Origin of the sequence: Corynebacterium sp. BD556 (genome assembly GCF_038452275.1) — a bacterium.
GTDB lineage: Bacteria > Actinomycetota > Actinomycetes > Mycobacteriales > Mycobacteriaceae > Corynebacterium > Corynebacterium mayonis.
The window spans coordinates 1,546,757-1,560,830 of record NZ_CP141643.1 but is presented as its reverse complement, the minus strand read 5'-3'; the positions used below and the strand labels follow the sequence as shown (position 1 = coordinate 1,560,830).

The window sequence follows — 14,074 nt, the reverse complement described above, 5'->3', positions numbered from 1 at the left end:
GGCCGTGTTAGGCGATGTGGTCGTAGATGGATAGGTCAGCGATGTCAACAGCGGTATCTGGCTGGAATCTCTCGCCCGCCGTAGCTAGGTCGCGGCGCATGGCGCGGGCAGTTTGGGCGTGGGCGGGGTCGGTGATGACCTTGTGCTGGCCCCAGTGGCGCGGGTGCACCGCGGCGGGTTCACCGTGTGGCCCGGTCACGGCGATTTCATCAAGCGTGCTGCGCACAGTGACTAGTCGGTCAATGAATGTCGGATCCACGCTGTACTGGTTGGTGTCAACGGTGACGTAGTAGTTTCGCGGCAGGCGCACCGCGGGCCTGACACCGAACACCGGCGGATACGGTGGCAAGGGGCGCATCGCCCGCTGATCAGCTGCAAACAAGTCCGCCGGTGTGGCCTTCAACGTGGTGTGAACGCGTGCGTTGGCGATTGTGGTGAACCACTCATCAAGTTGGGCTTGCACATCCACCGGGTCGCTGAACCGGCGCCCGGGGAAGAAGGAACGCTTCATGTACCCGTTGGTGCGCTCGACGATGCCTTTAGATTCCGGGTCCCGCGGTGGGGTCTGAACGATTCTGCAGCACAGCGCCCCGCCGAATGCGGCAACAGGCTCGCACAGCTTCGCCTTGCCAATCCCGGACTCGTGATCCCACACGAGCCGATCTGGTACCGCTTGGAAATCACGTGTTATCAACTGCCACATCCCGGCGATCAAGTCATCAGTCGTGCGCGAGGGAAGCACACACGCCGCAGCGAAACGAGAATGCGAGGCTGCCATCACCAACACCGGCAACGCGCGGTAGACCCCATCAGCATCAGGTAGTCCACCCGGTGCAAAAGTGAGATCACATTGGATCTCACGCCCCGGGGCGTGAGTAAGGGTATCGACTGGGTCGGCGGGCATATACTCAGTCCGGATCCTGGCAACGTGTTTGCGAAACCATGAATCCGAGCCTGTCCAGCCCACTCGCTGAGCCAACACCTTGGCATTAAGCTGCGGTGTTTCCGTGAGAAGTTCCCTGACCTGCGGTTCAAACGGATCGAAACTCGTGCCTTTGGCATCCCGTGGCTTGTAACAAGGCGGCGAATCTGAAGCCAAAGCCTTCTCCACCGTCTTCTTCGCACAGCCCACTTCGGCCGCGATCTTCCTCAATGACAGACCCTGCCCACGCAGGTACCGGATCTGCGCCCATTCCTCCAATGAAATCACCCATCCAATCTTTTCCGGGTGGGCTACTTTTCGAGGAGCGTTTTGGGCTACTTTTCAAAGAGCGCTGACAGCAAGTAGTGATTTCGATAGCTGCTGTGCTCCGTCGTGTAAGAGCTCCGGTCTCAATCGTGCTTTGCCGAAGCAAATGCAAAGGTTTGATTGAAATTCGCCGTACCTTGCGCGTTAGATCCGATAGCAGCTCAGCGAATGCTGGCCTGAGAAGGGGTTTTGAGTCGGAAATATAGGAAATATCAAAGATAAATCATGTCGAAGATTCGCTGGATGAGCGAATCTGAAGATGAGGCGGTGACCATTTTACGATGGTAGAGAACTTGAGAGAGGGTGTCAGGAAGTTTGTGTGTGAGGCTCTGATACAGAAGGAGTTTCACCGATAATGACAACGGTGACAACGAAGAAAAACCATGACCAGGACAAGATCAACGAGATCAGCGAGAAGCTGATGGAAAATCCTGAGCTCGCCAAGCTGATTGGCGAGTTGTCGACGTCCACCGGTGACGCCAGTGACCTGGTCAAAGGTCTGTTGCAGGCGTCGATTAACGCTGGTCTGCAGGCGGAAATGGATGCCCATTTGGGCTACCGTCATTCCGACCGGAAGATGAAGGCCCAGGTTGAACCAACACAGGGTGGTAACCACCGCAACGGGTCGTACACCAAGACGGTTAACTCTGGTTACGGCACGTTGGAAGTGACTGTACCCAGGGATCGTTGCGGCACGTTTACGCCCCAGATGGTGCCCAAGGGCGCACGCCGGCTGACAGAGCTCGATGACATGATCATCTCGCTGTACGCCGGTGGGATGACAGTGCGTGATATTCAGCACCATCTTGGGTCCACCCTGGGGGTGGATATGAGCCCGGATACGATCAGCACCATTACCGATGCAGTCTTAGACGAGGTCATGATCTGGCAGAACCGTCAGCTCGACGAGTTTTACCCAGTAATCTTCCTTGATGCGCTACGCGTGAAGATCCGCGATGGCCACCGTGTAGTCAACAAGGCGTGCTACATGGCGGTGGGCATCGACATCGACGGTATCAAGCGCATCCTGGGTTTGTGGATTGCTGATAATGAAGGCGCCGCCTTGTGGGCATCGGTGTGCGCAGATCTGGCCAACCGTGGCGTCCAGGATGTCTTCATCGTCTGCTGTGATGGGCTTAAAGGCTTAGCGGAAGCCGTGGAGGCGACCTGGCCGAATTCGATGGTGCAGACCTGCATCGTGCACCTGATCCGGGCGGCGAACCGGTGGGTGTCCTATCAGGACCGAAAAGCTGTCTCCAGCGCGTTACGTGCGATCTACACGGCCGCAAACGAAGATACCGCCCGTGCCAGCTTAGATGCGTTCGAAACCTCTGAGCTTGGCCAGAAATACCCGCAGTCGGTGAAGGTGTGGCGTGATGCGTGGGAACGGTTCGTGCCGTTTTTGCAGTTCCCGCCAGCAGCGCGCAAGGTGTTGTACACCACGAATTCGATCGAGTCACTTAACGCTGAGCTGCGCAAAGCTACCCGGAATCGGGGCCAGTTCCCGAACGATACAGCGGCTGTGAAGACGCTTTGGCTGATGATTTGCAACATCGAAGACAAACGCGCTGCCAAACGCGCGAAGCAAGCCAAGCGCGCCGTTGAGTGCAACGGGTATGTTGAAGGAGCAAAGGCCAATGGCTGGAAGCAAGCCATCAACCAACTAGCTGTGGCATACCCCAACCGATTCGCGGAGTACTTGTAAACCAAACCCCCGCACACAAACTATCGGACACTCTCGAACTACGAGGTTGTTCTTTCGTATCTGACGCCGCAGGGTATTGCGGAGTATGCGGCAAGGGTGGAATCCTTGCCCATTCCGAACCAGCAAGCGGCTGCTCGCGAACTGTTGACTGATCATCCGGAGTATATCGCTGAGACAGTTTCGACTAAGACCACGGGGGATGGCTACTACGCTGTTCGCTTCAATGAGGCAACCTTCACGAATGAGACCAAGAGCTACATGTTCGGTTTCGTGCGCGATCCTGAAGGAAGGATTGTCAAGACGTACTCGCCGTTTATTGAGCAGTTGTATGTCCGGCCGAACGATAAGTTGGGGGTTACGCCGCAGACTGTTCCGGCGGCAAACCTTGTTGCCAACCCGATGTGGTACAACCTGAACTTCGCTATCATTCCGTACGCGGATGTTGATTTGCGGATTACGAACTTCAATACCACTGATCGTCCGGCTCACCCTGGGCAGACCGCGCTTATTGATGTCACGGGTATTTTGCCGCCGTCTGCAGGTGAGGCTACTAACCGTATTGTGTGGACGAACTCTGCGGGTGCTGAGCTGAAGGTGTGTGAAAACATCACCACTCTCGCCCAGGCGAATGAATGCACCTTGACGATTCCGAATAATGCTCAGCCTGGTGAGATTATTCGCGCCACGTTGTACTACGGGGATGCCCCCTTGGCGGCGGATTCGCTTATCGTGGCGAATGAGCCGATGAACAAAACTTTCGACCCGAAGTATGATTTGACGCGCGTTGTTCCGGGTAGGCCTGCAACCTCGGCGCCGAATTACGGCAAGGATGCTGTTGGCAATGACATCGTTCCGCCTGCGGGGACGAAGTACGCCATCAAGCAAGACTATGTCAAGCCGGCGGGTTATTCCGTTGAGATTGATGAGAACACCGGTGTGATCACGGTGATGGCTCCGCAGTCTTTGGATAAGGACACCATTGAGCAGTTCGATGTTCCGGTTGTGGTGACGTATTCGGATAATTCGGTGGATAACACTGATGCGCCGTTCCAGTTGGATACTGATGGTGATGATGACCCAGATGTCACGGATCCGGATGATGACAATGATGGTGTTCCGGATGGGGACGAGATTGATGCGGGTACGAACCCGAAGGATCCGGACCAGTCTGCGTACTACGACCCGACGTATGATTTGACGCTTGTTGTTCCGGGTACGCCTGCAACCTCGGCGCCGAAGTTTAAGAACAAGGCCGGTAATGATGTTGCAGCGCCTGAAGGTGCGAAGTACGCCATCAAGGAAGGCTATGTCAAGCCGGCGGGTTATTCCGTTGAGATTGATGAGAACACCGGTGTGATCACGGTGATGGCTCCGCAGTCTTTGGATAAGGACACCATTGAGCAGTTCGATGTTCCGGTTGTGGTGACGTATTCGGATAATTCGGTGGATAACACTGATGCGCCGTTCCAGTTGGATACTGATGGTGATGGTGACCCTGATGTCACGGATCCGGATGATGACAATGATGGTGTTCCGGATGGGGACGAGATTGATGCGGGTACGAACCCGAAGGATCCGGACCAGTCTGCGTACTACGACCCGACGTATGATTTGACGCTTGTTGTTCCGGGTACGCCTGCAACCTCGGCGCCGAAGTTTAAGAACAAGGCCGGTAATGATGTTGCAGCGCCTCAAGGTGCGAAGTACGCCATCAAGCAAGGCTATGTCAAGCCGGCGGGTTATTCCGTTGAGATTGATGAGAACACCGGTGTGATCACGGTGATGGCTCCGCAGTCTTTGGATAAGGACACCATTGAGCAGTTCGATGTTCCGGTTGTGGTGACGTATTCGGATAATTCGGTGGATAACACTGATGCGCCGTTCCAGTTGGATACTGATGGTGATGGTGACCCTGATGTCACGGATCCGGACGATGACAATGATGGCTACCCGGACGGCGAAGAAATCGATGCGGGTTCGAACCCGAAGGATCCGGATAGTGTTCCTGGCAAGCCGAATTGGGAGGACACTTCCACTACCCCGGATCGGCCGGTGACGCTTCCGAACGTGGGCGCTAAGGTTCCGGAAGGCTCGACTGTTGCGACCACTGGTCCGGGCAGTGCACGCCTAGAGGGAGATGGCAGCTTGGTTGTCACTCCGTCGGGGGAGGCTAAGCCGGGCGACAAGATTGTCATTGTGGTTAACAACAAGAACGGCAGGGAGCTCGACACGGTTACCGTGACGATCGTTGCACCTGCGCAGGCTCCGGATTGGAATGACACTTCCACTACTCCGGATCGGCCGGTGACGATTCCGAACGTGGGCGGTAAGGTTCCGGAAGGAACGACTACTGTGACCACTGGTCCGGGTACGGCTGTGCTTGACGGCAATGGCAGCTTGGTTGTCACTCCGTCACAGGGTGCTAAGCCGGGCGACAAGATTGTCATTGTGGTTAGGGACAATGACGATAAGGTCATTGACACGGTTACCGTGACGATCGTTGAGCCTGCGCAGGCTCCGGATTGGAATGACACTTCCACTACTCCGGATCGGCCGGTGACGATTCCGAACGTGGGCGGTAAGGTTCCGGAAGGAACGACTGTTGTGGCCACTGGTCCGGGTACGGCTGTGCTTGACGGCAATGGCAGCTTGGTTGTCACTCCGTCGGGGGCTGCTAAGCCGGGCGACAAGATTGTCATTGTGGTTAGGGGCAATGACGATAAGATCATCGACACGGTTACGGTGACGATCGTTGCACCTGCGCAGGACCCGAATTGGAATGACACTTCCACTACTCCGGATCAGCCGGTGACGATTCCGAACGTGGGCGGTAAGGTTCCGGAAGGAACGACTGTTGTGACCACTGGTCCGGGTACGGCTGTGCTTGACGGCAATGGCAGCTTGGTTGTCACTCCGTCACAGGGTGCTAAGCCGGGCGACAAGATTGTCATTGTGGTCAGGGACAAAGACGATAAGGTCATTGACACGGTTACCGTGACGATCGTTGAGCCGACTAAGGGCTCTAGCTTGGATGAGGATCAGCTTGGCCGTTGTATCGCTACGAGCCTTGGTTTTGGTCTTCCGTTGCTGGGCTTGATTCCGCTTGCGATTGCTTCGGAGATGCAGATTCCGGGTCTGGCCCCGATCACGGATCAGATCAACTCGCAGCTTGCGGATTTCAACGCGATGATTCAGCAGCGTTTGGGTCTGTTTGATCCGGCTCTTGCTGCGCAGGCTGAGCAGATCGACAACGAGTTGCGTAAGTTTGGTCTGAACCTTTCGCAGGCGATTGGTAGCCTCGCGGCGATCAGTGCTGTGGTGCTTGTTGGCCTCGTTATCGCGGATGCGTGTACTCCGGGTGGTCTTGGTTCTTCGGATAATAATCAGCAGGCTGGATCGTCCTTGGATGTGATTGGTGGTTCTTCGCAGGAGGGGATTGATAAGATTTCCTCTGAGAACAACTTGGGGTCTGGTGAGGGTAATACCAACGGTGGTTCTTCCTCGTTGGGATCTTCCTAGGGACTGATTCCGGTTGGAATGAGGAGCCAGTGTTGAAAGGCAGTAGCTTTTCAACCTAAAGCGCTTAGACCCCGCCTTCGACAGGAAGGCGGGGTCTAAGCGCTTTTAACGCGCAAAAAGCTGTGTTAACTGCTTCAAGTATTGTTTTCGCCGATTGACGCGGTTTTCATGGTCTTGTGGTCAGGGCTACCGGCCAAAGGGTTTTCTCGGCTTCAGTCGGTTTACGGTAGTCCGGACTATGGTGAAGCGATGAATCGTTGTACCACGTGGCCTATTCAAACGTCGCTTTATGGGAGCGGACATTGGTAATGTCAGGCGTCCATTATCGACTCGGCTGAGATCCTCGAAATTCACAGCTTATGAAATCTGGGTGAGTATTCGGCCCCTTTTGGCCTGTAAGTTGTCACAGGTGACCGGCTTTTTGCTGCTTTTCCAGCAAAGTGCATCGGGGCGTGTGGTGTGCTTACAACTGATGTTGATTCCCTTGCGGCCCAGAGTGAGCCACTTTCTGCAGATTTCGTAGGTACCGAAGATTGCTTCGTGGCCTTCGGTGATGCGCGCCACTGAAGCAGCGTTGCGACGGCTGCGTGCTTCTAAGCCGCGGGCGTTTCAGGGACGGATTCAACGGGAAGTGATGAAACTGCCAATGCGGTGGGTGTTTGATGCCTTGCAGTTGAACTTGACAGTGAAACGACTCCAATACTTATCGGTGAACTAGATTGTATCCGGCGTTGGGCGTTAAGCTTTGGTGCAGAAACGCCGGCGCAGCCTTCGCCAACTTGGAGTGGTCTGGTTTTTAGGGCCAGGTGACTTAAGCGGCTTGTAACCATTGTTTCTTGTATTCCTCTGGGGCGATGAATCCTAGCGCCGAGTGAGGATGGTACGTATTGTACCGGTCCGACCATAGGCCCACACAGTGACGCGCGTGGGCAACGTCGAGGAAGCATTCCTGTTCGAAAAGTTCATCGCGCATCCGATTGTGAAGGGATTCCACAAACCCGTTATGCCACGGCTGTCCAGGCGGAATGAACGACCGAATCGTGTCTTCTTCCTTCGCCCACTTTTCCAACGCGGCACTGATGAATTCAGGCCCGTTATCCATCCGCAGCACCCGAGGCCGCCTACCACGGGTCAGGGTGATGACATCGAGCAATTCAGTGACCGTTGAGGCATCGATGCGGCAGTCAACGATAAACCCAATATGTTCACGGGTGAACTCATCAATAACGTTGCAGACCTTGAAGGCGTGTCCGTAGTAGTCGGAGTCAAACTGGAAATCCAGAGCCCACACATCATCCGGGCATGTCGCTGGCTCGACTCGCGGGGTCGGATCGTTGAGGTTCTTCGGTTTTGCCTTCTTTCGTGGCATTACCCTTAGTCCTTCTTGGCGCCATAAGCGGCGAACAGCATCACGGCCGACGTCAAAGCCTTCGTCACGGGCTTTAACCCAGGCCCTCCGATAGCCCCACCGGGGAAAGCTAGCCGACCAGGCGTTAAGCCAGAGCCGCAGGTCGGCGTATTTATCAGTCGTCGCCGGATTCTTAGCTAACTGCTGGGACCGTTGAAATGAGCTTCGAGAAACCCCCACAATCAGGCACGCCCGACGCTGGGATAGACCCATCGCCTCGATGAGGTGACCGACAGCGTCATAGCGCCTCGTGGGGTTTAGAAGTTTCCCTCAGCCAACTCCTTGAGCGCAGCCTTCTCCAACTCGGCTTCGCCCAACAACTTCTTGAGCTTGGCGTTTTCATCACGCAGCGCTTTAAGCTCCCTGGCTTGAGTTCGGTCCATCTGCCCGTACGTCTTCGACCACCGAGCAAGAGTTGCCTCACTGATCTGTAGCTGACGAGCCACATCGGCGTTGGTCTTACCTTCCGCCTTGAGCTTGGTAGCTTTCTCGAGCTTGACCACAATCTGTTCCGGGGTGTGTTTCTTAAACTTCTTCATCATTGACCATCTTCCTACCCCACAGCGGGGCAATCCTGAAAGACACTCAAGTCAAGTGGCCCGAAAAACGCAGCCCAGTCCAAACTCATTGATGTTCACGACGCAGCTTGGTATTTTTCCGTTGCTCAGTTTCGTAATATCCGTTCAATGTAGCGTTCTTCCTGTCGAGCTGCCGGCCCCATTGCCGGGCAGTGTGTTGCAAAGCTCCAAGTTTCGACACCGCAATCTTGCACACTTGCTGTGTGGAAATGACCTTCCGCCAAGTCGCGGACCTTATCAAGTCGGACCACCTATTCCTTCGCATTCTTCGCAAATTGCTAAGGTGCGTTCCAGACTCTCTCATTTCCTCAACCGCAACAAACCCGGGTCATCTCGGTGCCCGTGTGGGGGATGCGTGTTTGCTGTGTATATCACGGGATTGGGTTGTTGGCTTATATAAGAAAATTACATTTTAGTTGCTATTTGCTGGGTTCTAACTTAAGTTCAGGTTCGGAAGTTATCAATCCGGTATGCAATTTTCCTGCTGTATGTAGGTTGTTGTGTGACTTGCGGGCGGATGTTTTTGATTCCGTGGGCAATTCTGCGGACTTGTGTACTTCGTTCTTGAAATATTCGTCTCTTAAATGAGGAGATCCTCGATGCATTCTCGAAAGAATGGAGTTCGGCGGGGTACGACAATCGCCGCAGCGGCGTTGTCGCTTGCTCTTGTGGCCCCTGCCGTGGCCACTGTCTCGCCGGTCAAGGCTGGGTTTGTTGGTGCTGCGCAAGCGCAGACATCGGCTCAAGATGCTATTGATGCTGATGCAATCGCTAACGGTTACGTTTCTAGCGCGAGCAACATGCAGATCAAGCAGCATGTGCTGTCCGGTCGCGCGTATGTTCTTGATTCCACCGACATGAACACGTCGAATACCACGTGGACTGATCCGGTTCCGGAAGGAACGACGGTTTACTTGCGGTGGATTGACTCTGATGGTGCTGTGTCTCCGCTGTATAAGGCGAAGACTTCCAACGCTTTGTCGAGTGTTGCCACTAGCCAGGCTGGTCCTGGTGCGTACGCGTTTGATCTGCGGGCGCCGTGGACGGATAACTTCGGCAGGCAGCACATCTACGAGGCGAAGTCTGATCAGAATTTCCGTATCTGGATTGATCCTTATGATGATCCTGTCAACGGTGTGCGTCTTGAGCCTTTCCGTCAGGCGCCGGGTTTCTTCCCTGGTTCTTATGCTGAGTCTAGGTCTTTGCTCGGTGCGACCAAGGGTGGTCCTGCTATTAAGAATATGCAGCGGACTGCTGTTTTCATGACGCCGGCTAATGTTTCTAGCTACATGCACAAGCCGGAATCGGAGTGGAAGTATGATACTGACACTCGGAATCTGTCTAATATTGCGGTGAACCTGAATGCGAAGGGGACGACTTCAGGTTTTGTGTGGTTGGATACCCGCGATATTCGCATTGATGGGCCTAGCAAGACCGGAAGGGATGCTGCAGCTCCGAACTACGAGGTTGTTCTTTCGTATCTGACGCCGCAGGGTATTGCGGAGTATGCGGCAAGGGTGGAATCCTTGCCCATTCCGAACCAGCAAGCGGCTGCTCGCGAACTGTTGACTGATCATCCGGAGTATATCGCTGAGACAGTTTCGACTAAGACCACGGGGGATGGCTACTACGCTGTTCGCTTCAATGAGGCAACCTTCACGAATGAGACCAAGAGCTACATGTTCGGTTTCGTGCGCGATCCTGAAGGAAAGATTGTCAAGACGTACTCGCCGTTTATTGAGCAGTTGTATGTCCGGCCGAACGATAAGTTGGGGGTTACGCCGCAGACTGTTCCGGCGGCAAACCTTGTTGCCAACCCGATGTGGTACAACCTGAACTTCGCTATCATTCCGTACGCGGATGTTGATTTGCGGATTACGAACTTCAATACCACTGATCGTCCGGCTCACCCTGGGCAGACCGCGCTTATTGATGTCACGGGTATTTTGCCGACGTCTGCAGGTGAGGCTACTAACCGTATTGTGTGGACGAACTCTGCGGGTGCTGAGCTGAAGGTGTGTGAAAACATCACCACTCTCGCCCAGGCGAATGAATGCACCTTGACGATTCCGAATAATGCTCAGCCTGGTGAGATTATTCGCGCCACGTTGTACTACGGGGATGCCCCCTTGGCGGCGGATTCGCTTATCGTGGCGAATGAGCCGATGAACAAAACTTTCGACCCGAAGTATGATTTGACGCGCGTTGTTCCGGGTAGGCCTGCAACCTCGGCGCCGAATTACGGCAAGGATGCTGTTGGCAATGACATCGTTCCGCCTGCGGGGACGAAGTACGCCATCAAGCAAGACTATGTCAAGCCGGCGGGTTATTCCGTTGAGATTGATGAGGACACCGGTGTGATCACGGTGATGGCTCCGGAGTCTTTGGATAAGGACACCATTGAGCAGTTCGATGTTCCGGTTGTGGTGACGTATCCGGATAATTCGGTGGATAACACTGATGCGCCGTTCCAGTTGGATACTGATGGTGATGATGACCCAGATGTCACGGATCCGGATGATGACAATGATGGTGTTCCGGATGGGGACGAGATTGATGCGGGTACGAACCCGAAGGATCCGGACCAGTCTGCGTACTACGACCCGACGTATGATTTGACGCTTGTTGTTCCGGGTACGCCTGCAACCTCGGCGCCGAAGTTTAAGAACAAGGCCGGTAAAGATGTTGCAGCGCCTGAAGGTGCGAAGTACGCCATCAAGGAAGGCTATGTCAAGCCGGCGGGTTATTCCGTTGAGATTGATGAGAACACCGGTGTGATCACGGTGATGGCTCCGCAGTCTTTGGATAAGGACACCATTGAGCAGTTCGATGTTCCGGTTGTGGTGACGTATTCGGATAATTCGGTGGATAACACTGATGCACCGTTCCAGTTGGATACTGATGGTGATGGTGACCCTGATGTCACGGATCCGGATGATGACAATGATGGTGTTCCGGATGGGGACGAGATTGATGCGGGTACGAACCCGAAGGATCCGGACCAGTCTGCGTACTACGACCCGACGTATGATTTGACGCTTGTTGTTCCGGGTAAGCCTGCAACCTCGGCGCCGAAGTTTAAGAACAAGGCCGGTAAAGATGTTGCAGCGCCTCAAGGTGCGAAGTACGCCATCAAGCAAGGCTATGTCAAGCCGGCGGGTTATTCCGTTGAGATTGATGAGAACACCGGTGTGATCACGGTGATGGCTCCGCAGTCTTTGGATAAGGACACCATTGAGCAGTTCGATGTTCCGGTTGTGGTGACGTATTCGGATAATTCGGTGGATAACACTGATGCACCGTTCCAGTTGGATACTGATGGTGATGGTGACCCTGATGTCACGGATCCGGACGATGACAATGATGGCTACCCGGACGGCGAAGAAATCGATGCGGGTTCGAACCCGAAGGATCCGGATAGTGTTCCTGGCAAGCCGAATTGGGAGGACACTTCCACTACCCCGGATCGGCCGGTGACGCTTCCGAACGTGGGCGCTAAGGTTCCGGAAGGCTCGACTGTTGCGACCACTGGTCCGGGCAGTGCACGCCTAGAGGGAGATGGCAGCTTGGTTGTCACTCCGTCGGGGGCTGCTAAGCCGGGCGACAAGATTGTCATTGTGGTTAACAACAAGAACGGCAGGGAGCTCGACACGGTTACCGTGACGATCGTTGCACCTGCGCAGGCTCCGGATTGGAATGACACTTCCACTACTCCGGATCGGCCGGTGACGATTCCGAACGTGGGCGGTAAGGTTCCGGAAGGAACGACTACTGTGACCACTGGTCCGGGTACGGCTGTGCTTGACGGCAATGGCAGCTTGGTTGTCACTCCGTCACAGGGTGCTAAGCCGGGCGACAAGATTGTCATTGTGGTTAGGGACAATGACGATAAGGTCATTGACACGGTTACCGTGACGATCGTTGAGCCTGCGCAGGCTCCGGATTGGAATGACACTTCCACTACTCCGGATCGGCCGGTGACGATTCCGAACGTGGGCGGTAAGGTTCCGGAAGGAACGACTGTTGTGGCCACTGGTCCGGGTACGGCTGTGCTTGACGGCAATGGCAGCTTGGTTGTCACTCCGTCGGGGGCTGCTAAGCCGGGCGACAAGATTGTCATTGTGGTTAGGGGCAATGACGATAAGATCATCGACACGGTTACGGTGACGATCGTTGCACCTGCGCAGGACCCGAATTGGAATGACACTTCCACTACTCCGGATCAGCCGGTGACGATTCCGAACGTGGGCGGTAAGGTTCCGGAAGGAACGACTGTTGTGACCACTGGTCCGGGTACGGCTGTGCTTGACGGCAATGGCAGCTTGGTTGTCACTCCGTCACAGGGTGCTAAGCCGGGCGACAAGATTGTCATTGTGGTCAGGGACAATGACGATAAGGTCATTGACACGGTTACCGTGACGATCGTTGAGCCGACTAAGGGCTCTAGCTTGGATGAGGATCAGCTTGGCCGTTGTATCGCTACGAGCCTTGGTTTTGGTCTTCCGTTGCTGGGCTTGATTCCGCTTGCGATTGCTTCGGAGATGCAGATTCCGGGTCTGGCCCCGATCACGGATCAGATCAACTCGCAGCTTGCGGATTTCAACGCGATGATTCAGCAGCGTTTGGGTCTGTTTGATCCGGCTCTTGCTGCGCAGGCTGAGCAGATCGACAACGAGTTGCGTAAGTTTGGTCTGAACCTTTCGCAGGCGATTGGTAGCCTCGCGGCGATCAGTGCCGTGGTGCTTGCAGGCCTCGTTATCGCGGATGCGTGTACTCCGGGTGGTCTTGGTTCTTCGGATAATAATCAGCAGGCTGGATCGTCCTTGGATGTGATTGGTGGTTCTTCGCAGGAGGGGATTGATAAGATTTCCTCTGAGAACAACTTGGGGTCTGGTGAGGGTAATACCAACGGTGGTTCTTCCTCGTTGGGATCTTCCTAGGGACTGATTCCGGTTGGAATGAGGAGCCAGTGTTGAAAGGCAGTAGCTTTTCAACCTAAAGCGCTTAGACCTCGCCTTCGATAGGAAGGTGGGGTCTAAGCGCTTTTAACGCGCAAAAAGCTGTGTTAACTGCTTCAAGTATTGTTTTCGCCGATTGACGCGGTTTTCATGGTCTTGTGGTCAGGGCTACCGGCCAAAGGGTTTTCTCGGCTTCAGTCGGTTTACGGTAGTCCGGACTATGGTGAAGCGATGAATCGTTGTACCACGTGGCCTATTCAAACGTCGCTTTATGGGAGCGGACATTGGTAATGTCAGGCGTCCATTATCGACTCGGCTGAGATCCTCGAAATTCACAGCTTATGATTTCGGTATTGCGCTTGACGCAGCAACTCTTGTTGTGGGAACGGGGGATCTTTCTTACGATGCTGACGTGGCGAGCGCTTTGGGTGTTGGCTTGCTTGTTTTGGCGGATTCCGAGCAGCGTGAGACTTATGTGGCGCGCAGGGCTGGTGAGTTGGGGGCGACGCTCGTAGGTGTTGTCACTGAAGATGGTCTTGAGGCTGCCTGAGCAACTTCTCCATTGCCTTAACAAGTCGGGGCCTCGGCCGGCTTTAAAGCCAAAAAGACTTGATTCTTCGTGGTCAAAAGCTGCATAGAGGGAATGGGATTACGCCT

6 protein-coding genes and 1 pseudogene are annotated in these 14,074 nt (G+C 54.7%); 4 read left to right on the top strand and 3 right to left on the bottom strand.

Translation table 11 applies throughout. From position 1 onward, the window contains the following. Positions 1-7 precede the first annotated feature (7 nt). Entirely contained in the window at positions 8-1,210 is a 1,203-nt protein-coding gene (gene istA, locus VLL26_RS07325; RefSeq protein ID WP_342318463.1) for an IS21 family transposase, read from the bottom strand. A gap of 394 nt (positions 1,211-1,604) precedes the next feature. On the opposite strand from istA, the gene VLL26_RS07320 reads away from it, so the two are divergent. Then, positions 1,605-2,954 carry an IS256 family transposase gene (locus VLL26_RS07320; protein ID WP_342318462.1) on the top strand — a complete coding sequence of 450 codons (1,350 nt, stop codon included), beginning with the start codon at positions 1,605-1,607 and terminating at the stop codon, positions 2,952-2,954. A 105-nt stretch (positions 2,955-3,059) separates the two neighbouring features. Continuing rightward, positions 3,060-6,473, top strand: coding sequence for a YPDG domain-containing protein (locus tag VLL26_RS07315; RefSeq protein WP_342318461.1), 3,414 nt, complete (start codon positions 3,060-3,062; stop codon positions 6,471-6,473). Positions 6,474-7,284: 811 nt separating this feature from the next. Here VLL26_RS07315 and VLL26_RS07310 read toward each other — a convergent pair. Then, positions 7,285-8,127 (bottom strand): annotated as a pseudogene (locus tag VLL26_RS07310) (IS3 family transposase); the annotation flags it as partial. An 11-nt stretch (positions 8,128-8,138) separates the two neighbouring features. Continuing rightward, entirely contained in the window at positions 8,139-8,423 is a 285-nt protein-coding gene (locus VLL26_RS07305) for a transposase (RefSeq protein WP_342318170.1), read from the bottom strand. Between the two features lie 635 nt (positions 8,424-9,058). On the opposite strand from VLL26_RS07305, the gene VLL26_RS07300 reads away from it, so the two are divergent. Both VLL26_RS07300 and VLL26_RS07295 read left to right on the top strand, forming a co-directional pair. Further along, positions 9,059-13,399, top strand: coding sequence for a YPDG domain-containing protein (locus tag VLL26_RS07300; protein WP_342318460.1), 4,341 nt, complete (start codon positions 9,059-9,061; stop codon positions 13,397-13,399). Positions 13,400-13,688: 289 nt separating this feature from the next. Continuing rightward, entirely contained in the window at positions 13,689-13,967 is a 279-nt protein-coding gene (locus VLL26_RS07295) for a hypothetical protein (protein WP_342318459.1), read from the top strand. Positions 13,968-14,074 lie beyond the last annotated feature (107 nt).